Annotated in this window: 18 protein-coding genes; 12 read left to right on the top strand and 6 right to left on the bottom strand. The window is 41.2% G+C overall.

Translation table 11 applies throughout. From position 1 onward, the window contains the following. Positions 1 to 4: 4 nt before the first annotated feature. A complete protein-coding gene (locus ACP5NR_RS02190) occupies positions 5 to 2,074 on the top strand; it encodes a phospholipase D-like domain-containing protein (RefSeq protein WP_428004340.1) in 2,070 nt (689 codons plus the stop codon). A gap of 44 nt (positions 2,075 to 2,118) precedes the next feature. On the opposite strand, the gene ACP5NR_RS02195 is transcribed toward ACP5NR_RS02190, so the two are convergent. The 3 genes from ACP5NR_RS02195 to ACP5NR_RS02205 are packed head-to-tail and all read right to left on the bottom strand — an operon-like array spanning position 2,119 to position 5,781. Then, positions 2,119 to 3,003, bottom strand: coding sequence for an SMP-30/gluconolactonase/LRE family protein (locus ACP5NR_RS02195; RefSeq protein ID WP_428005882.1), 885 nt, complete (start codon positions 3,001 to 3,003; stop codon positions 2,119 to 2,121). Next, the gene (locus tag ACP5NR_RS02200) at positions 2,975 to 4,498 is read right to left on the bottom strand and encodes a gluconokinase (protein WP_428005883.1); all 1,524 of its coding nucleotides are present in this window, start codon (positions 4,496 to 4,498) and stop codon (positions 2,975 to 2,977) included. Before ACP5NR_RS02200 ends, ACP5NR_RS02195 begins: the two co-directional genes overlap by 29 nt. After that, entirely contained in the window at positions 4,495 to 5,781 is a 1,287-nt protein-coding gene (locus ACP5NR_RS02205; RefSeq protein ID WP_428004343.1) for a DUF3887 domain-containing protein, read from the bottom strand. Before ACP5NR_RS02205 ends, ACP5NR_RS02200 begins: the two co-directional genes overlap by 4 nt. On the opposite strand from ACP5NR_RS02205, the gene tsaE reads away from it, so the two are divergent. The 7 genes from tsaE (at position 5,738) to ACP5NR_RS02240 (ending at position 12,903) form a co-directional block, all read left to right on the top strand. Next, positions 5,738 to 6,283, top strand: coding sequence for a tRNA (adenosine(37)-N6)-threonylcarbamoyltransferase complex ATPase subunit type 1 TsaE (gene tsaE / locus ACP5NR_RS02210; RefSeq protein ID WP_428004344.1), 546 nt, complete (start codon positions 5,738 to 5,740; stop codon positions 6,281 to 6,283). The genes ACP5NR_RS02205 and tsaE overlap by 44 nt on opposite strands. Positions 6,284 to 6,287: 4 nt before the next feature. Further along, entirely contained in the window at positions 6,288 to 8,627 is a 2,340-nt protein-coding gene (lon, locus tag ACP5NR_RS02215; protein ID WP_428005884.1) for an endopeptidase La, read from the top strand. After that, a complete protein-coding gene (gene yihA / locus ACP5NR_RS02220; protein WP_428004346.1) occupies positions 8,617 to 9,198 on the top strand; it encodes a ribosome biogenesis GTP-binding protein YihA/YsxC in 582 nt (193 codons plus the stop codon). Before lon ends, yihA begins: the two co-directional genes overlap by 11 nt. 5 nt (positions 9,199 to 9,203) lie before the next feature. Beyond that, on the top strand, positions 9,204 to 10,025 hold the full coding sequence (locus tag ACP5NR_RS02225; protein WP_428004347.1) for a 2-oxoacid:ferredoxin oxidoreductase subunit beta: 822 nt from the start codon (positions 9,204 to 9,206) through the stop codon (positions 10,023 to 10,025). Next, positions 10,022 to 10,663, top strand: coding sequence for a 2-oxoacid:acceptor oxidoreductase family protein (locus tag ACP5NR_RS02230; protein WP_428004348.1), 642 nt, complete (start codon positions 10,022 to 10,024; stop codon positions 10,661 to 10,663). Before ACP5NR_RS02225 ends, ACP5NR_RS02230 begins: the two co-directional genes overlap by 4 nt. After that, positions 10,660 to 11,133, top strand: a complete 474-nt coding sequence (locus tag ACP5NR_RS02235; RefSeq protein WP_428004349.1) for a diacylglycerol kinase family protein — start codon at positions 10,660 to 10,662, stop codon at positions 11,131 to 11,133. Before ACP5NR_RS02230 ends, ACP5NR_RS02235 begins: the two co-directional genes overlap by 4 nt. A gap of 483 nt (positions 11,134 to 11,616) precedes the next feature. Beyond that, positions 11,617 to 12,903, top strand: a complete 1,287-nt coding sequence (locus tag ACP5NR_RS02240) for a TrpB-like pyridoxal phosphate-dependent enzyme (RefSeq protein ID WP_428004350.1) — start codon at positions 11,617 to 11,619, stop codon at positions 12,901 to 12,903. A 113-nt stretch (positions 12,904 to 13,016) separates the two neighbouring features. Here ACP5NR_RS02240 and ACP5NR_RS02245 read toward each other — a convergent pair whose 3' ends face one another. From ACP5NR_RS02245 to ACP5NR_RS02255, 3 genes are read right to left on the bottom strand one after another with little or no spacing between them, the layout of a single operon-like run. Beyond that, positions 13,017 to 13,928, bottom strand: coding sequence for a sugar phosphate isomerase/epimerase family protein (locus ACP5NR_RS02245; protein WP_428004351.1), 912 nt, complete (start codon positions 13,926 to 13,928; stop codon positions 13,017 to 13,019). Between the two features lie 14 nt (positions 13,929 to 13,942). Further along, positions 13,943 to 14,683 carry a sugar phosphate isomerase/epimerase family protein gene (locus tag ACP5NR_RS02250; RefSeq protein WP_428004352.1) on the bottom strand — a complete coding sequence of 247 codons (741 nt, stop codon included), beginning with the start codon at positions 14,681 to 14,683 and terminating at the stop codon, positions 13,943 to 13,945. A gap of 8 nt (positions 14,684 to 14,691) precedes the next feature. Then, the gene (locus tag ACP5NR_RS02255; protein ID WP_428005885.1) at positions 14,692 to 15,771 is read right to left on the bottom strand and encodes a Gfo/Idh/MocA family protein; all 1,080 of its coding nucleotides are present in this window, start codon (positions 15,769 to 15,771) and stop codon (positions 14,692 to 14,694) included. Between the two features lie 113 nt (positions 15,772 to 15,884). Here ACP5NR_RS02255 and ACP5NR_RS02260 point away from each other — a divergent pair, with 113 nt between their 5' ends. From ACP5NR_RS02260 to ACP5NR_RS02275, 4 genes are read left to right on the top strand one after another with little or no spacing between them, the layout of a single operon-like run. Next, positions 15,885 to 18,812, top strand: coding sequence for an ABC transporter permease (locus ACP5NR_RS02260; protein ID WP_428004354.1), 2,928 nt, complete (start codon positions 15,885 to 15,887; stop codon positions 18,810 to 18,812). 2 nt (positions 18,813 to 18,814) lie between these two features. Continuing rightward, a complete protein-coding gene (uvrC, locus tag ACP5NR_RS02265) occupies positions 18,815 to 20,491 on the top strand; it encodes an excinuclease ABC subunit UvrC (RefSeq protein WP_428004373.1) in 1,677 nt (558 codons plus the stop codon). A gap of 21 nt (positions 20,492 to 20,512) precedes the next feature. After that, the gene (locus tag ACP5NR_RS02270) at positions 20,513 to 21,094 is read left to right on the top strand and encodes a thymidine kinase (RefSeq protein ID WP_428004355.1); all 582 of its coding nucleotides are present in this window, start codon (positions 20,513 to 20,515) and stop codon (positions 21,092 to 21,094) included. After that, entirely contained in the window at positions 21,087 to 21,443 is a 357-nt protein-coding gene (locus ACP5NR_RS02275; RefSeq protein ID WP_428004356.1) for a cupin domain-containing protein, read from the top strand. Before ACP5NR_RS02270 ends, ACP5NR_RS02275 begins: the two co-directional genes overlap by 8 nt. The last annotated feature ends 12 nt before the right edge of the window (positions 21,444 to 21,455 follow it).

The following is a 21,455-nucleotide window of genomic DNA, read 5'->3' on the forward strand; positions in this document are numbered from 1 at the left end:
AAGTATGAAGAAGTTATCCGTTTTTGTGTTCATTCTTGCTGCTTTGTTTGGTATTGTGGCTTTTTCGCAACCTGTCATCAGTTCTCCGTCAAGCGTGACAAGCATTTTTTTCGAACCGGCTGCCGGTGAAACGCCATTTTTGAACGCAATAAAAAGCGCTAAAACTTCTTTGAAAATTGAGATGTACGTCATAACGGCTAATGATGTCTTCAACTCGATAAACAGCGCCGTAAAGCGTGGAGTCAACGTTAAAGTTATACTCGACCAGCATCCTTACAACATGCAGGCGCAGGCCGATTCCGCCTACAAAACGCTTACATCGATGGGGGCTCAGGTGCAATGGGCACCATCCCGATTTACCTTCGATCACGCAAAAGTCATGATTGTCGATGATTCGTACGCTGTTTTTGGCACATCCAACCTCACTTACAGCGGCATAGCACAAAATTTTGAGGCAGACGTTGCGACCCACGATCCACAGATAGTCAAATCTTTGCTTGACGTTTTCAACGCAGACTGGAATAACGTCAAGGTTGGATCTGCCCCGAGAGAATATCTTGTCCTCAGTCCAAACAGCGAGAGCGATCTTGTCTGGCTTATAGACAGTGCAAAAACAAGTCTATCGATAGCCGAAGAAGAGGTACCGGAAGGAAAAGTGTTTGTAGCCCTTGAAAATGCGGCAAAAAGAGGCGTTGACGTTAGGCTTATGGAGCCCGAATCAAGTGCAAAATCGATGTCTGACAAATACAATCTCGCCACACTCGCTACTGCAGGCGTAAAGGTTGGAATTCTGAAATCTCCTTACGTTCATGCCAAAATGATAGTTTCAGATAGCAATTATCTTTTCATAGGATCGGAAAATGTTTCCTACACTTCAATGATGCAGAACAGAGAAGTCGGCATAATACTTTCAAATAATGCTTTGATATCTCAGGCTGTCTCTCAATTTGACGATCTTTGGAATGATGTTTCAATTATGCCTGCCGAATTGCCATCTTCACAAATGGCGTTGCTCACCCAGATAGTTTCGACTCCTTACGCATACGCAAACAAACTCGTTAAAACCGTTGGAACGATCGAGGGCGTCTTCGGGCCAACCGTTTTCATGTCTTACACTTACGGTGGGAAAATAGCCGGAATAGAACTATGGCTTGGAAGTGTTGCAAATCCGGAGTTGATCCTCAAAGCAGGACAAACTGTCCGCGTTGTCGGATCTGTGGACACTTACAGGGGACAACTTGAAATTTCTGCCGTTACGCTGCCCGAGGTCATATCCGAGAACTTGCTTTCTTTCCCATTTGAGCCTTCATTCGATAAACTCGCGAATTACGATGGATTGCTTGTGATGCTTAAGGGCACGGTTAAAGTTTCGGATACGGGTACTTATTTGCTTGGAAAGGACGGTCAGACGGTCAGATTTTCTTCTCTCGGTATGATGCCGTCTGTTAGCGATGGCACCGATGTCTACGCCGAAGGCATAATCGTAAACGATAACGGCAATTACGTGCTGGCCGCAACGAATTTTTATGCCGCGAATACTTACACGCCGATCCTCGAGAGCATTCATTTGAACACAAGTCCGACAATTCCGGAACTGCTATCGAACGTTCAGGTATATTTCAACCAGACGGTTAAATCGACAGGCGTTGTTTCTGCCATTGTAAGTGCTTCCAACGCTTATGTTTTTTCAAATGGTTACGGTTTAAGAATTTACGGTCAGTACGGAAACATAAAACCCGGCGATATAGTCGAATTTTCGGGAAGTTTTACTTCATACAACAACTCTTTTGAGGTGGATGTAACTTCTGTAAAGGTGATAGGTCAAACTTCCGCGCCTCTTCCTTTAGTCATAAAGACCGGAGATTTTGCAAAATATTCTGAAGTCTTGGTTCAGGTCACAGGCGTCGTTTCAAACGCAAAAGGCACGATGTTCGATGTTAACGATGGTTCGGGATCTGCCACCGTTTACATGGCAAAAGGCACATTGCCGCAAAACGGAAGTACAGTGACAGTCGTGGGAATATCCGTTCAGTACAACAACACACATGAGATATACGCCGTGTCTATAAATTGAAATCTAAACGTTGATGTTTAAAATTAAAGGCGGTCATTGACCGCCTATTTTTTTTCGTCGTATGCGTAAGTTGGCATACCCCTGACATGCGTTTTGTATTTGAAAATTCCGCCCGCGTGGGGTTGCTTTTTTAATCCATCCGTGTTCAGTCCGCGACTTGCCGTCGTTATGTAAAGTTCATCAAGATCGTCTCCACCGAAAACGCATGAAGTTACCTTTTCAACAGGGATATTTATAACCTCTATCAATTTTCCGTTGCGCGGATCCCATCTTGAAATACGCCATCCACCCCAGTGGGCTACCCATATCATGCCTTCTGAATCCGACGTCATACCGTCGGGAGAGCCCTGACCGTCTGGAATTTTTACCGCCACGCGTCTGTTTGAAATCGATCCTGCTTTGAGATCGTAATCAAATGCAAAAACGCTTTTTGTCCTTGTATCTATGTAATACATGATCGAATTATCAGGATTCCATGCAATTCCGTTTGATACCGTGACCTTATCGACCATCTTGGTCACGCTGTGATCCCTGTCTATTCTGTAAAGTGCGCCTAAAGGATCCTTTTCTTCCAAGTTCATAGTGCCTGCCCAAAATCTTCCATATGCATCACATTTCCCGTCGTTAAATCTGTTATCTGGCTTGTCACTTTCAGGATCGCACACGAATGTGAATTCTTCCGTTTCAAAGTTGAGAAAGTAGATGCCGTGGTGCATCGCGAGAATTGCACCGCCTGATTTATTCGGTGCAATGCATCCGACATACTGATTTGAGTTTATGATTTTATCTTCATTTTTCGACGGATCGTAGATATGGACTTTTTTGCCGTCTATATCAACCCAATAAAGTAATTTATTTTTGGCATCCCACGATGGACTTTCCGCAACAATTGCGCCTGAATCAAGTAAAAGATCTACCCTCTGTTCCATCTTTATCACTTCCCTCTTGAAATTCAACGATATTTTTAAAATCCTTTTTGAGATCATCATGAAGCATTTTGTAAATTTCGAAGATCTTCATATAAACATCATGATTTTTGGCATCTGGAAAGTAAGTTTTGGAGATAAGAAAAAAATTTTTGACTTCATCGAAATTGTCTATGATTTTTAGCGCCTTCATCCCAACGATCATCGCACCAAAAGCGGAACTGTCGTCATTTTTCATCGTTAGAACTTTTTTGCCCAGTACATCTGCGAGTATTTTTATCCATAATTTAGATCTCGTCATCCCCCCGCTTAGATGTACCTCATCTATCTTTCCTGTGATTTCTTCAAGGGCAAGATCAACATCGTAAAGGCTATATCCTATGCCCTCAAGCGTTGCTCTTAAAAAGTGAGGCTTTTTGTGGTAGATGTTCATTCCGAAAAAAACTCCCCTCAGACTGGCATCCCAGTATGGACTTCTTTCACCTGTTAGATGAGGCAGAAAGACGAGGCCATCCGATCCGGCCTTTATCTTTGAGGCTTTTGCCATCGTTGAGTCGATCTTTCCACCGAAATTGTCCATAAACCATTTAACGGCCATGCCGGCATTGCTTACGGCACCGCCAATTGTGAAATGTGACTCATCAAGGACATAGGTAAAAGTTCTCATCTTCCGATCCACAACGGGGCTGTCCGAGATAACTCTCATCGCTCCACTTGTGCCAACGCTTACGGAAGAAATACCTTTTTGCACGGCGCCCGATCCGAGATTGGCAAGCGGGCCGTCTGCACCGCCAATGATAAATGGCACTTCAGGATCAATGCCAATTTTAGCAGCGTAAAGATCTTTAATTCCCTTAAAAATATGATCTACAGGTACGATCTCCGAGAGCATATTTTCATTTATGCCTGCAATTCTTAACGCTGTATCATCCCATTTCATGTTTTTCAAATTCAAAAAACCTGTTCCTGAAGCCATGGAATGGTCGATCACGTACAGGCCGAAAAGTTTGTAAAATATGTATTCTTTTACTGAGATGAGTTTTGACGTTTTTTCAAAAATGTTTTTTTTGTTGGACTTTAACCATATGATTTTACACAGTGGCAGCATCGGATGAATCGGCGTGCCCGTGCTTTTATATATCGCAAAGCCTTCACCGCTCTCTCTGAGATCTTTTGCTACCTGTGAACTTCGAGTGTCTGCCCAAATTACAGCGTTCATAAGTTTGTCGCCGTTTTTATCAATAGGGATGATGCTATGCATGGCGCCACTGAAACTTATGCCGGCGATCGTGTTACTTTTACCGATTTGCCTTACAACCTTTTCGATTGAATCGAGTACTGAATCAAAGATCTCATCCGGATCCTGTTCTATCATTCCGATTTTTGGCATCAAAAGTTTGTAACAAACTTCAGATTTGAATATCGTTCTGCCGTTCAAATCGTAAGCCACTGTTTTGGTTGCAGTTGTTCCGATATCCGTCCCTATTAAGTACTTCATTGATTACTTTTGATCCATGTTGATATCTCATCTATGACATTGACATCAACATGACCTTCGACAAGATACTCGTCCGGAGATGGTGTACCATCCCATTTTATGAAAAGATGGTAAAGGTTCGGATACCACTTGAACGTGTAATTTTTATTTTGGGAAAATGCCGCCTTGAAAATGTCAAAATCTTTTTCCGTCACCTGATAATCTTTCCCGCCTTGCATTATAAGGGTTGGAATATCTAAATTTTTTAAAATGCCGACAGGATTATATTTTTCAAGTTCGTAGTAGTAACTTACGGGAGCCCCCATTACGATATCTGAATCTTTGAGTGTATGTTTGTTTATATCTTCAAGTTGGACTATGATGGATTTCATTGCGGATATTTCAGTTGCGTTGTTGGATAGGGATATGAGATATTCAAGTTGATCTATCGTGACATCCTGTAAGTTCCTTGCCGGCGCGGCTAACATGATTATTCCCGAAATATCTCCTGACATTTTTGCGATTTCGGGTACAAGATAACCACCTTCGCTGTGACCGAGAACGAATATTTTCCCAACGTAATTTTGACTCTTTAGAAAATTTATGCCGTCGAGTGCATCTTTGAAATATTCATTTTCAAGGTTAACGGGTATATCGCCGTTTTGGAATGCCTTTGGATAAACGTAGGTGCTTTTATCGTATCTTAAAACGACTATGCCGTTGGTTGAAAGGCCGTAGGCAATGTCTTCAAACGGTCTGTTTGGTCCTATTGATTCATCCATGTTTTCCGGGCCGGAGCCGGGAATTAAAATAACGGCGGGAAAAGGACCTTTACCTTCTGGGATGGTAATTTCAGCCGGAACTTTTAAATCATTTCCGATAGTCGTTTTTTCAACTTTGAATTTTGATTGATTGACATATGACGGAATTGAATAGGTAGGCGTGGCGGGTTTAAAGAAAAGACCTGCGACCTTTGAATTTTGATCGATGGTAACCGTCACATCAAGCAAAGCCTTTGAAAAACTTACCGTAAAGACGAAGACGGTGTAATTTTGAACGTTAGATACGTTGACGCTTTCTATGGATTGAAATTTTCCTGCCTGACTCTCCACTTGATTCCAAATTGCCTCGGTTTTGGCCAAAGGCAGTGCTGCCATCATAGCCTCATCGTACATGGATTCAGCCATTTTGAAATTCCCGACGGATAGGTTCATTATGAATTCCTTCGCGATTTGCAGGTTGTCATTTGCGAAAATCATGATGGGCAAAGACAAAAACAAAAAGGTAAAAACAAACTTTTTCATTCAAATCACCTCTTCTGTTATAATATACATGATGATGGCTTTATTTCAAAATGTCGATGAACGATCACTTAAAGAGATAGCAAAAAAATTTGCGAAAATACTTTTTGACGGAAGTGTCGTACTTCTCGAAGGAGATTTGGGAGGGGGAAAGACAACTTTCGTGCGTTATCTTGTTGAGCATCTTGGTGGAAACAGTCGTAAAGTTACGAGTCCAACCTTTACGATAGTTAATGAATACGAAGTACGTTTTAAAATCCATCACATCGATCTGTTTAGGTTGAACGAGATGGAAGTGGACGAACTTCCAATAGAAGACTACCTCGAGTCCGATGGCATTTGTCTTATAGAATGGCCTGATAAACTCGGTGCTCATGTGCCCGCAAATTACTTCAAGATTGAATTCGAGTTTGTTGATGAAAATCATAGAAATGTAAGGCTATCCTCGACTGGTTCACTTTACGATCAAGCATTTTTAAGAGGTGATTTTTCTGTCAAAGCATAAAAAAATGGATGGAACTGCCAAGTACAAAGAAAAGGTGGCAATACCTCCTGAAGAACTTCCATGTGTGCCGTTAAAAGGCAACGATGTTGCTTTTCCGACGGCATTGGTACCTTTTCATGTTGAAAGAGAATCTGCGATAAAGGCACTGGATAAGGTTGTGGAAAATGAAGAACGTTATCTTATACTGGTATCGCAAAAAAACCAAAATGTTCAAATTCCAGATGTCGGAGATCTTTACGGAATAGGAACATTTTCGCGCTTGCTTCAACTTGTTAAACTCCCTGACGGCAGCATAAGAGCGCTGGCTGAGGGCATAATTCGCGTTAAAATCACGGAATACACTCAAAAGGATCCGTTCTTGCTTTGCAAATACGAGGCTCTTGAAAAAAAGGTCAGAAAATCCAAAGACCTTACGGCCGTCATAAGACTTTTGAAAAGCAAAGCGATGAAATATTTCGATATGACTAAAAGGCTTCCGGAAGATGCCGTTTCGGAATTGGCCCTTATCGATGAGCCGGATAAACTCGTCGATACCATAATTTCTTTCACGGAAATGAGTTTGGAGAATAAGCAGAGATTTCTCGAATTGGTGGATCCACGAGACAGAATGATAGAGTTTCTTAAATACCTCAATTCAGAGATAGCGTTTCTAAAGATCGAGGCCGATATCGATGATAAGGTAAAAGAAAAAATAGATAAAGGTCAAAAAGAGTTTTATCTCCGTGAAAAGATGGAAACTATAAAAAACGAACTTGGAGATGACACATCCGAAGCGGACGGATTGAGAGAAAAGTTGAAACGCAAAAAATATCCTACTGACGTGAAAAGGACCATAGAAAAAGAGATAAACAGGTTCGAAAAGATGTATCCTGCTTCACCCGAAGCAACTGTTTCAAGAAATTACATTGATTGGCTTTTCGATATACCATGGTACGAAAAGACAAAAGAAGACGTGAACGTAAAAAGGGCTTCAAAGGTGCTTGAAGCGGATCATTACGGCCTTGAAGATGTCAAAGACAGGATTCTTGATTACATAGCGATCAAAAATTTCAGCAGTACGGCCAAATCACCGATACTTTGTCTTGTTGGCCCTCCGGGGGTGGGTAAAACTTCACTTGGTATGTCTTTGGCAAAAGCGCTTAACAGGAAATTTGTCCAAATTTCTCTTGGTGGTATGAGGGATGAAGCCGAGATAAGAGGACATAGGAGAACTTACATCGGAGCACTGCCCGGCCGGTTGATTCAAACGATCGTGAAGGTGGGCGTAAAAAATCCTGTTATTCTGCTTGATGAAATAGATAAAATGGGAATTTCATTTCAAGGCGATCCGGCAGCCGCTTTGCTTGAAGTGCTTGATCCGGAAGAGAATTCTCATTTCATAGACAATTACGTTGAAATTCCGTTTGATCTGTCGGATGTCGTCTTTGTCACAACCGCAAACACGGTAGAGCCGATACCGCCTGCTCTTGCCGATAGGATGGAAATAATCGAGATTCCCGGTTACACATTTCAGGAAAAAATAGAAATATCGAAAAGATTTTTGATTCCCAAACTGAGAAAAGAATATGGTATGGAAGGCATTAACCTCGAAATAAAAGATGAAGCCGTGCAAAAGATGATAGAAGATTACACCCTTGAATCGGGAGTCAGAGGTCTCGAAAGGATAATCTCAAAACTCTTGAGAAAAATCGCAAGAAATGCGATGAACAAAGATGATAAAATAACGATCGGATCAAAGGAAATCGAAGAGATGTTGGGTGCTCCGATGCTTGTCAGATCCCAAACACCGGCGATACCGACCATCGGTGAAACCATTGGCCTTGCATGGACACCGGCCGGCGGAGAAGTGCTTGTGATCGAGGCAACGGCAGTTCCAGGAACTTCTCAGACTTTGATAACCGGTAATCTTGGAAATGTCATGAAAGAATCTGTGACAATTGCAATGACACTTTGCAAAAATCTTTGTCAGGATAAAGCGGAGTTCTTTAAAACCCATGATTTTCATATACATGCCCCTGAAGGTGCGATCCCAAAAGATGGTCCTTCGGCCGGAGTGGCAATTCTAACCTCTTTATGTTCGGTTGTAACTGGAAAACCTGTAAGAAATGATGTTGCGATGACCGGAGAAATAACGCTGAACGGTAAAGTTTTGGCAATCGGGGGCTTAAGAGAAAAGTTGCTTGCCGCAAAAAGGTTTGGCATAAAAGAAGTCATTGTTCCAAAAGCCAATGAACCTATGGTTAAAAAGATGAAAGCAGATGTGATTGCAGATATCAAGATAAATTACGTTGAAGATGTCAGCGAGGCTTTGAAAATAGACCTGGGAATAGATCATGTTCGTTGAAAAGGTCGAATTAATCGCGGATGCGCATAATCACGATGGCTTTCCTGAACCTCTGAAAGGAGAGATCGCATTTGTAGGCAGATCCAACGTTGGGAAGTCTTCTCTTTTGAACGTGATCTTCGGCAGGCAAATAGCAAAAACGAGTTCAACACCGGGCAAAACAAGGTCTTTGCTCTTTTTCAAAGTGAATGATTTTTATCATTTTATAGATTTTCCGGGTTACGGGTATGCGAAGGTGTCAAAGATCGAAAGGCAAAAATGGCAGTCACTTGTAGACGATTATTTCAAAAGTGAAAGACCGTTGAAAGGAATTTTTTTGCTTGTCGATTCTATGATACCAACTCAAAGGTCTGACTTAGAGGCTTTTGATTTTTTCAAGAGTTTCGTGGATGTTTTCATCGTGCTGACAAAAGTCGATAGAATTAAAAAAAATCAAATTTCCAAGAAGGTAAAAACAGTTGAAGAGGATTTCATGGGAGTGAAAGGTGTCATACCTTTTTCTTCCATCACAAAAGACGGATTAAAGGAAATAGAGGGGATTTTAAGAGAGATTTTTGAGAACGAGAGGTGACGTTTTTGAACAAGGATGAAGCACTTGAGTATTTAAGAGGAAATCATTTGCCAACGGTATGGTGTCCTGGATGCGGAAATGGAATAGTTCTCAAAGCGATGTTGGAGGCCATAAAAAATCTCGGTCTTCAAAAAGATAACATAGCCGTCGTTTCAGGCATAGGATGTTCTTCAAGGGCAACAGGGTACATAGATTTCAACACGATGCACACGCTTCACGGGAGAGCCATCGCTTTTGCCACGGGCGTAAAACTTGCAAGGCCGGATCTTAAAGTCATAGTCATAACCGGTGACGGAGATGCCATGGCAATAGGAGGAAACCATTTCATACATGCCTGCAGGAGAAACATGGATCTTACCGTCGTGATTTACAACAACAACATATACGGTATGACGGGCGGACAATATTCGCCAACGACTCCGTTTGGAGACAAGGCGACGACCGCTCCTTACGGAAATCTTGAAGCGCCGTTTGACATAGTTGAAATGGCAAAGACTGCCGGCGCTACTTACATTGCACGTGCCACGACTTACCATTACATGTTGATGGTCAAATACATTCAAAAAGCAATAGCACATGAAGGCATGTCCGTCGTCGACGCCGTTACCCAATGCCCGACATATTACGGGAGATACAACAAATCCGGTGATGCCCCGGGCATGATGCAATATTTCAAAGAGAGCGGTATTTCACTCGAAAAGGCAAAGAGTCTGGATCAGAAAGCGCTTGAAGGGAAAATAATCATAGGAGAATTCGTCGATATCCAAAAACCCGGCTATGTTTCAGAATATAACAAACTGAGAGAAAATTTGAAGGTGAAATCATGAGTGTTAACCTTTACACCTCAAAATCCATAGAAGTACCTTTCAGCATAAGAATATCAGGCATAGGAGGGCAAGGCAACGTGTTGCTTGGCACCATCCTTTCAGATGCCCTTTCAAAAGAAGGCAAGTGGGTCATACAAACTCAATCGTACGGTGCTCAGGTCAGAGGTGGTCTGACGAATTGTGATGTGCTTTTCTTCAATGAACCAATAGATTTCCCTCAGGCAAGAACATTCGACATATTTTTTGCGATGCACGATATAGGACTTAAAGCGCATTTCAAATATCTCAAAAATAACGGGATACTTTTCATCGATTCTTCAACATGTTCTGGAATACCTCCCTCAGTAAAGGTCATAACGAAGAAGATCGTATCCGTCCCTCTGACTCAAAAAGCCGAAGAACTTTTTGGAAGACAGGTTTTTTCAAACACGATGAGTCTTGGCCTTATAGCCGCTACTACGAGAATAGTGGATCACGAATCTTTAAAAAAGTCCGTAATCGAACATGTTCCGGGCAAGTACCTCGATCAAAATTTAAAAGCGCTTGACGAAGGATATAAAATGTCTGACAAAATCTTTGAATTGAGAGAAGATCTTAAAATTCCATACTCAAAAGGTACAAACATAAATTTTGAATGAAAAGAAGAAGTTTACTTAGCAGTTTTAAATATGCCTTCAATGGCATGAGTCATGCGTTAAAAACCCAGCGCAACATGAAGATACATTTTGTAACGGCCGCAGCAGTGGTAGTCGTTTCTTTGCTTTTAAAACTCGAAGTAGATGAATTTTTGTGGATTTTTCTTGCCATAACACTCGTCATTGTTTCGGAGACTTTTAACTCTTTTTTTGAGGAGTTCCTTGATTTCGTGAATCCGCAGTACCATGAAGCGGTTAAACACATGAAAGACATGGCTGCCGGTAGCGTCCTGACGGCGTCTATATTTGCGATAACCGTGGCCATTATAATATTTGGTAAAAGATTTGGATTTGACCTTTCTGTTTACGCGAGTTCGGTCTTATTCGCTTACCTGTTTTTTGTTTTTATAATATCCATCTTCATCAAAGATGGGAAAAATAAAGATAAAGATGACAGAACTAAAAAATTTTGATTCAATTTATGTTTTTACCGTTCACTCATCACGCGTTGCTCGTCACTGTTTTGTTTTTGCCATAGGCTATTAGCCATATGCTATGTGCTTTTTTGTGCGTCGGCTCTCGCATTCGCCCTTCGGTGTCTGGTCCTCGCTGCGCAGCGTCGGCCACCTCACGGCATCATGCTCTCCGCCTCCGTCCGCCTTTTCAACGCGCCACCAGCTACCCGCCACGTGCTACCTGCCAAAACACCTGCCGGAGCGGTAATTCGGAATTTAAAGTTGGTTCAGCATATATTGACAGGTTTATTTTTTTATGATAAACTATTTTTAAGGTGATAAAATGTGTAACTTAAGAATTTCGAACCTTAAAATTCAGAACAATTGGTGGTGGCACAACCCCTGATGCTGAGCGGGTAGTGTGCCTTTTGCCATAAATTTTTCAGCGTCGGGGATCTTTAAAAAAGATCCCCGATTTTCATTTTGAAGGGAGGAATTTGTATGGAAAGATTCATAAATTTAAGGGGAGAAGATATACCGAAGTACTGGTACAACGTCAAAGCGGATCTGCCATTTGAAATGGATCCGCCACTCGATCCTCAAACGATGAAACCTATGGATCCGTCAAAGTTGGAAGTGCTTTTTCCAAAAGCACTTGTCATTCAGGAAGGGACGAAAGAAAAAGAGATTCAAATACCGCAAAAGGTCCGAGAAGCCTATGCACTTTACAGACCCACACCGCTTGTAAGGGCTTTTGGGTTTGAGAAAGCGTTGAAGACACCTGCACACATTTATTACAAAAACGAGAGCGTTAGCCCTACGGGCAGTCACAAACTTAACACTGCACTTGCACAGGCATATTACAACCTTGAAGAGGGAACCAACAAGATCTCGACAGAAACGGGGGCAGGGCAATGGGGAAGCGCACTTGCCTTTGCGGGATCGTATTTCAACCTTGACGTGAACGTTTTTATGGTTAAGATCAGTTTCGAACAAAAGCCGGCGCGAAAGTACATGGTAAACCTTTTTAACGGTAAAATCCATCCGAGTCCGAGTGATTTCACCAATTACGGTAAGCAAATACTTGAAAGCAGTCCGAATTCAACGGGATCGCTTGGAATGGCAATAAGCGAGGCTATCGAATATGCCCTATCAAAAGGAAAGACACATTATTCCCTTGGCAGTGTGCTCGATCATGTGTTACTTCATCAGACGGTGATAGGTCAGGAAACAAAAAAGCAAATGGAACTTGCCGGAGAGGAGCCAGATGTGCTCATAGGTTGTTTTGGAGGAGGATCAAACTTTGGAGGTTTTACGCTCCCATTTATACCTTTGAAGATGAAAAAAGATGCACTTGAAATAGTGGCATGCGAACCTACAGAATGTCCATCTTTCACAAAAGGAGAGTACAAATACGATTACGGAGATACAGCCCATCTTACTCCCATGTTGAAGATGTACACGCTTGGATCCGAATTCATTCCGCCTCCGATTTACGCCGGTGGCTTACGCTACCATGGTGCTTCTCCGATAATAAGCCGCCTCGTTAAAGAAGGGTACATGAAGGCCATTGCAATTTCTCAGGAAGAGGCATTTGACTCGGCAAGACTCTTTTCCGTAAGCGAGGGCATAATTCCCGCTCCCGAAACAAGCCATGCCATAGCCGGGGTTGCAAGGTACGCAAAAGCGTGCGCCGAAAGCGGGGAGAAAAAAGTCATCGTATTCAATTTCAGCGGTCACGGATTGCTCGATTTGAATTCTTACGTAAAAAATATCAACCAAAATTAAGATTTCAAATTTCGAATCGCTACAATGGCAGGGTGGCCCCATCAATATATGGTCTTCGCTGCTTGCGGAGGCCATTTCGAGGGCATCCTGCCTTCCGCTGAGATGTGCCATTTTCAAATTATGAATTGAGAAAGATGCCTGTAACCAAGTATAAGACCTTTTTTAACCTTCTCGATGCTACCTTCCCAGACTGGATCTTCGTGTTCGATACTGACAACGCCGTTGTAGCCGTTTTCCTGAAGTGCCGAGATGAAAGATTTCCAATCTATTTCACCAAGGCCTGGAATTCTATATCTCCACCAATTTTTGCCGTTTTTGAAGAGCGGTCCGAAAATTCCATGCTCGTAAAGTCCGTCCTGAAGAATCTGCGTGTCTTTTGCGTGAGTGTGGACTATTTTATCTGCAAATTCATTCACAACATCGACGTAATCTATGTCAAGCCAGTACAGATGGGAAGGATCAAGGTTGATCTTTAAATCCGGTAAAATTTCGAATATTGCCCTCCACAGTTCGGGAGAATAAAAAAGTTCCCCGGGTATTCCAGATTTTTGCCATCCAACCATCGGACAATTTTCTATCATTATTTGGACATTTTTGCGTTTTGCGTACTCTAAAACGGGCGGAAAGACTTTTTCTATTTCTTTCATGTTGCCGACGATATCTTTTTCAATATCCCTGCCTATGAAAGTGCCAACGTATTTCACACCGAGTAAATTTGCCGCATCAATAACCTTTTTAAGATGATCTATGTGTGCAGATCTGATATTTTGATCGGTATCAAGGTTGTTATCATAGTAAGCAAGTGATGAAATTTCAAGTCCGTATTTTTTGAAAAGCGCTTTAAACTCATTTGCCCTTTTTTCGTCCAATGTTTTGACATCAAGAGTTGAAGACGAGTAATCTCTCCTGTTATCAACTGGCCATGCACCGATTTCAAGCGTTTGAAAACCAATTTCAGAAGCCCACTTTGCAATTTCATCAAGGCCAAGATTTCCAAGTGGTACGGTTAAAAATCCAAGTTTCATCCATTCTCACTCCTTCATATGTCGATTTTTTTCAGGTTATCAAGACTTATCTTTATACTTTCAAAGGGGTCTTTTTTACATTTATCCTGTTCGACTATTAGCCATTTAGTTCCCACAAATTTTGCCGTTGAAACGATCCCTCTTATGTCCATTATCCCTGTTCCGACTTCCGCAAAATCCTTTCCAACCCTTTCCATGTCTTTCAAGTGAAGTAAAGATGCTCTTTTGCCGAATTTTCTTATGTACGAAATCGGATCCGCTCCTGCATATTCAACCCAGTAGGTGTCTATTTCAAAATCCACGAGATCGGGATCCGTGTTTTCAAAAAGTAAATCAAGGCCATAATTACCTTGAAATCTTTCAAATTCATGGGCGTGGTTGTGGTAACAAAGTTTTAATCCGTTGTCATGGCATTTTTGACCTATCTCGTTGAGTACTTTCGCGAATGATAAAAAATCGTCCTTTGTGGCGTATTTTTGCCACGGACAAACTATGAAATGATTTCCTATCTGAGAATTGTAATCTATGACTTTTTTTAAATCCGTTGTCAGCACATCCACGCCAACATGGCTTCCGGCTGGCTTAAGGTTCAGTTCATCGAGTAAATTTTTGAGATCTTTTGCTTCCATCCCACCGTATCCGGCAAATTCTACACCGGTATAGCCTATTTGAGAAACCCTTTTCAAAGTTCCGCTGAAATCTTTCTCAGCGACATCTCTCAAAGTGTAAAGTTGAAGCGCCATTGGAATCATCAAGACACCTCCTAAAAATTGAATTGTTTTCCCGTTTTAGCCGATTCGTATATACCCTCAAGGATCCGTGTAACGGTAAAGGCCTCTTGGGGTTTTACGAGCGGATCTTTGTCGTTCGCGATAGCGTCTATCCATTGTCTCGCTTCAACGTCCTGTGGTTCTAACTTTTCTCCGGAATAAAAATCAACCCCTTTAAGGTTAACTTCAACGTTCTTGACAAACAGCCTTCCAAATTCTTCTCCGTTTATTCTTAAACCATCTTGCATGTCAGCACCGCCTTCGGTGCCACAAAGTACAGTCTGAGCCTCTCCGACATCTAATGAATTTAAAGCCCAACTTGATTCTAGCATGATCGTTGATCCATCTTTCATGACTATAAAACCGAATGCCGAATCTTCTACCGTGAATTTTGCGGGATCCCATGGTCCCCAGGCATTTGCGGCGTTCTTTTTATTTGACAACTCGTGATAGGTAGTTCCAACGACGCTTTTGGGTTCATAGTTGTTCATCATCCAAAGTGTCAGATCCAACGCGTGAGTCCCGATATCTATCAAAGGACCGCCACCTTGTTCGTCTTCGTTGAGAAAGACGCCCCACGTCGGAACGGCTCTTCTTCTTATGGCGTGAGCTTTAGCGTAATATATTTTTCCCAGATCTCCTCTTCTGCATATCTCTTTGAGATGAAGGGAATCGGTTCTAAAGCGATTTTGATATCCTATGGTTAATTTCATGCCCGTCCTTTTTGCGGTCTCGACCATTTTTTCAGCACCCTTTGAATCTTTTGCCATTGGCTTTTCACACATCACGTGTTTTCCAGATTCCATTGCAGCAACGGAGATTTCAGAATGAGATTTGTTTGGAGTGCACACATGAATTACGTCTATAGTTTTATCCTCCAGTAATTTTCTGTAATCTTTGTATACTTTGGCATCTGTTGATCCGTATTCTTTGGCAGCCTTTGCAGCCCTTTCTTCGATGAGATCGCAAAATCCTACGATTTCGACATTTGCGATCTTGGAAAGTGCTGGTAAATGCTTTGCATTTGCAATTCCTCCACAACCTATTATTCCAACTCTAACTTTGTCTTTCAATTTAATCCCTCCTTGGACTTTATCTTTTGTATTATATACTTTTTTGAAAAAAAGTGCGATTCATAACAATAAATGATATAATTGTTAAAAAGCATTCTTCGGAGGATAATGTTGTGACAGTCCCTTTCTTTGTTCTTTCTGTAATTGCTATCGGCATAATAGTTGTAACCCTGCTTTTTGCTTTGAAATGGCGTATTCTTGCAAAAATGGGAATTAGAAATGCCACAAGACGAAAGATGACCATGTTCTTGATAATCGCCGGTTCTTTAACCGGAACTGCTTTTATAGTCGGATCTTTCGTTATAAACGATTCTTTTCAATATTTCATGTATGCCGGCATAAGAAAAAATCTTGGTACCATAGACGAAGTCTTAACGCCCAACAAAAATGCGTATTTTTCTCAAGACGATCTTTCAAAATTGATCAATTCATCTTCAAACTCGAAATACGTTGAATCTGTTTTGCCAATAATGATAAAAAGTACCGTTGCTGCGCCCGTTGGACAGATAAAATCTCTTGATCCCAGTAAAATAGCACAGGTTAGTTTCATAGGAGTCAACGTCGATCAACTTAAAAAATTCGGCAGCGGAAAACTCTTTCCTGATGTCACGTTATCCGGAAACGATGTCGTTGTGGGCGAATCTTTTGCCGATTCTCTTAAATTGCACGTCGGTGATACTTTTGAGGCTATAATCAATCCTTTTCAAATCATCTTAGGTGCCCCGCAAAAGTTTAAAATAGTAGGTATTGTGCCTGAAGATGGGGTGCTCGGGTACAAAGATATTCAGGGAATAACTTCTCCGATTTTCATGACAACAGAGCAGATGAAAAACATTTTCAACTTTGACAGTTACAACGAAATTCTCATCGCCAACAAAGGTGATTACATAAGCAGCGCTCAATACACGAACGAAGTGGATCAAATCGTCAAGGACGCAGGTGTATCGGTCAAAATTTACAATGTAAAGGATGATCAGATCAAGAACATAAATCAAGGTCAAATCGGATGGCTGTTCTTGATTTTAAGCGGTTTCTCTATCGCGGCAGGTATTTTGTTGCTTATAAACGTTTATACCATGCTTTCAGATGAAAGAATCAGCGATCTTGGAACTTTGAGGGCAATTGGTTTTTCAAGGGGAAAGGTTGGATTCATACTTTACTTTGAAGGCTTTGTTTATTCATTGATCGCGTCGTTTTTAGGGGTCTTTGTCGGACTCGGAATAGCGTGGTTTATGATAAATGAATTTTCAAATCTCGCAAGCAACGTCAGCAGTGAATTTACCCCTCTTATGAATACCGGAAACTTTTCTTTTTCACTGCATTTCAGCATATTCTCACTTATCTATGGCTTTCTCGTCGGTCTGATAGTGCCATCCGTTGTTTTAATTTACATGGCTTTCAGGACTGGCCGTCTTAACATAGTCAGAGCCATAAGGCAGATCCCTCCAGAGCAAAATGAAAAAAGACGTCAGCAATTTTTGATCATCTTTATACTTTTTGCTTTAGCGGTGATTTTTTCGATTTTTGCAATTTTTTCATCCAATGCCATAATGACTTACAGTGGGATAATGATTTCCGCGTTGATCTTCCCTTTGTTTTTCAGCAAAAAGAGATTAAGGCGCATCGTCGGGAACTTCTTCTCTCTGGGTGTTGTCGTTTTTGCTTTTGCTTCTAATCTCATACCTTACATCGAGTCTCAAAGTGACAAATCACTCTGGTTGCTTGGTCTTAGAAGTTTTTCGATATTACTTGCAGCGTTGTTCTTGCTTTCTTACAACTTTGAAATTTTCGACAGTTTTCTCGGTTTGTTTTCTACCAGAAAAAGCCGTGCTTCGGTAAAACTTGCCGTTGCGGAGACAGCCCAGCATAAAAGAAGAACCGGCCTTACGATAGCGATGTATTCGATAGTCATCTTCGTGATATCGCTTATGACTGTCATACCTTATTCGGAGACTCTTCAGATAAATTCGGCTAAATCTACGATCTTCGGTGGATACGATACTGTTGGAATACCCATAATTGGAAATTTAAACGTGGCCACTTCTCAACTGTCAAATCTTGACTACATAACTTATTACGCCACGATGTCCATGATTTCTGTGAAATATCTTTCAAATGGAAAAGTGTCAAGCGATTACCAGATGGTGCTTTTGAACAAACAACTTGTGGGTGGCCTTGACTTGCAGGTTAAAAGCGCTATCAACGGCATAAAAGATCTTAAATCGCTCTTCGATTACATCGACGCACATCCCGGAACAGTTGCAGTGCTTGGTTTGAATGATTTGAAGGTAAACCAAAATGTCCAAATATCAAACGAAGGAGCCTCCAATTTCAACTTTTCACAATCATCTCAAAATGTGACATCTTCTTCCACCGCGCTTAAAAATCCAAAGACATTTACCGTCGTCGGAATACTTCAAAGCCAGGGCAATTATAACGCAATTCCGGCGGGTTTTTACACGTCTGTAAAGACATCTTCCGTCTTCGGTAAACTTTCGCCAACCGAATTTTTGCTTACAAAATTGGCGGGCAACAACGATGCTCAACAATACGATAATTTTCAAAAATTAACGGCTTTTCTTAAAACAAGGTTCATCTTTGCCTTGTTTTCAAAGCAAACGGTTGAGATATTCACGAATATCCTAAATGGATTTGTGAACATAATAAACACTTTTCTATATTTCGGTCTTTCGGTCGGCATAATAGGTCTTGCCATACTTATAATCAAATCTTTGCACGAAAGAAGAAGAACCGTTGGAATTTTAAAAGCCTTGGGTTTCAGTCGCGGCATGATCTTCAGAAGTTTTTTCCTTGAGATAAATTTCGTGGTCATTCTCGGCATATTGATAGGATTTATCTCGGGAATAATCACGTCGTATTTGATATATTCAACTTTGAATCTCGGTACGCTTTACATACCATGGCAACAATTTTTGTTGCTTGGCATAGTTTTCTATCTTATATCCGTTTTGACAACTTTCATACCGACGAGAAACGCGACCAAAGTGCCACCCGTGGAGGCTTTAAGGTACAGAGAGTGATCATGGTTGAAAAGATAAAGGATATTCCGGATAGCCCGGGAATTTACATTTTCAGGTCAAAGGGGAAAATCATCTACGTTGGTAAAGCCAAGGATTTGAAAAAAAGGCTATTTTCTTATTTTTCATCGAGATCGTCCGAAAAGGCTAAAAAAATAGTTTTAGAGGCAGACAAGTTAGAATACATAATGGTTTCAAACGAAAGGGAAGCATTGCTTTTAGAAGCAAATCTAATATACACTCACAAACCGAAATTCAACGTTTTACTAAAAGATACGCGTGTTTACCCTTACGTTACCTTTACAAAAGATGAGTTTCCTTACATCGAGATAACTCACGACAAAATTCCGGGTGCCATAGGACCATTCACAAGCGTAAACTTTTTAAGAACCCTCCTTGAGATAATTCAACCAATTCTTCAGATAAGAAATTGCAATTACGACCTTTTGAAAGTCAAAAGGCCGTGTATAGAATACGGTATGAAAAGGTGTTCCGCACCATGCGCCGGGTTCATCTCCAAAGCGGAGTACGCGCGAAGGATAGATCTTGCGAAATCTTTTTTCATCGGCAATTCTCAAGAATTGAAAAAATGGATAGAGGAAAGGATATCCGTTTATTCCAAGATGGAGATGTTTGAATCTGCGCTCAGATTGAAAAAGATGTACGAAAAACTCGAATGGTTTTTGCAGGATCAAGGAGTTGAACTTCCAGAATCTGTAAGTCTCGATGTCATTGCCATAGAAAGTGGCATCGCCGTGCTTTTGAAGGTAAGAAATGGCATGATGCTCGCAAAACTCGAATTCGAAATAAACGGCAACTACGATGATTTCATGAAATTGTATTACGGACATGAAGAAGAGATCGTTGAAAGGATAATCGTAAAAAAAAGATTCAAGGGCATGGCTGAGTGGTCAAAAATGCTTTCAACGAAGGTAAAAATTGCGGATGACGAAATCGAAAAACATCTAATTTCAATAGCCTACAAAAATTTACAGGATCGCGTAAAAAGTGCGGAATTCCTAAATAAATCTCTTAAAAGACTTCAGTCCTTACTTTCTCTAAATGCTCCTCCAAAGTTCATAGAAGGAATCGATATTTCACATACTCACGGGAATCTCACGGTCGCTTCGGTTGTAACTTTCGAAGACGGCAAACCAAACAAAAAATTTTACAGGAAATATAAACTCTCAAACATTTCCAAAATAGATGATTTTGAATCCATGAGACAGGTTGTCAGACGCAGATATTCAAAACATCCATTGCCGGATTTGCTGCTCATAGATGGCGGCAAAGGTCAGGTCAACGCAGTTAAAAATGCCCTTGAAGAGATGCATGTAGACGCAAAGATCGTTGGATTGGCAAAAGAGGATGAAAGGATCGTTTTCCCGGACGAAAGATCCGATTTGCACCTTAAAATGGATGACGGGGCTTTGAGAATTCTCATAGCCGTTAGAGATGAATCTCACAGATTTGCGACTTCTTATCATTACAGTTTGAGAGATAAAGAGATGATCAAATCTGAACTTGATTCGATTCGTGGCATAGGGCAAAAGAGAAAAAAAGCACTTTTGAAGAAATTCAAAAGTATTAACGGCATAAAGAAAGCACCTTTTGAAGACATTAAAAAAGTTGTGGGGGAAAAAATAGCTCAAAAATTGGTTCAAGATCTCGGGAAAATTTAAATCACAAAAGAGGTGTTTGTTTTGAAAGGAACTCTTGAAGTTGTCATCGGACCTATGTATTCTGGAAAGACCGAAGAACTTATAAGAAGGGTTATGAGGAGAAAGATAGCACGGCAAAACGGGATCATATTCAGGGTTTCTTCTGATACTCGAAATGCTGAAGAATTAGTGGTTTCAAGGGCTGGAACTCATCTTGAAGCCAAGATCGTTTCAGGAGCGCGTGACGCTCAAATGTACTTGGATGATAAACTTGATTACGTTGCTTTCGATGAGATTCAATTTTTCGAATCAGATCTCGTTGACGTGGTGAAAAAATTCATCGATGCTGGGACAGATGTGATAGTCGCCGGCCTTAACCTCGATTTCAGATCTGAGCCATTCGATAATGTCATGAAAATAGCGGCCATGGCAGATGAAATAGCACTTCTGAAGGCTGTTTGCGTCGTCTGCGGTAAAGATGCTACCCTTACTCAAAGGCTTATAATGAAAGATGGAGAATGGGTGCCCGCATCGACGAAAGATCCGATTTTCAAGGTCGAAGGTTCAGATGTCAAGGTAAGGTATGAACCAAGATGCAAAGATTGCTGGAAGGTAGGTGAATGATTTGATTTTAGTTGGGAAGCACGAAGATGTTAAGGCAGAGATAATAGACGATGGTCAAAATGCAAGAGGAGTTGAAAAACGTGTACTTATAGGTTTGAAAGAAGGTGCCCCGAATTACATCATGAGGCATTTCAAAATAAAGGCAGGTGGATTTACTCCAAACCATGCACATCCATGGGAACACGAAGTTTACATTTTGAAAGGAAATGGAATTTTAAAAACCTCAGAAGGTGAAAAACCGATAAAAGGTGGAGACTACGTTTTCGTCCCGCCCAACGAATTGCATCAATTCTGCGCTGAGGGTGGTGCCATCGAATTCATATGTGTTATCCCGAAATACGGGCAATGAAAATACAAATAT

This window comes from Athalassotoga sp. (genome assembly GCF_049965695.1).
In the GTDB taxonomy this organism is placed as follows: Bacteria; Thermotogota; Thermotogae; order Mesoaciditogales; family Mesoaciditogaceae; genus Athalassotoga.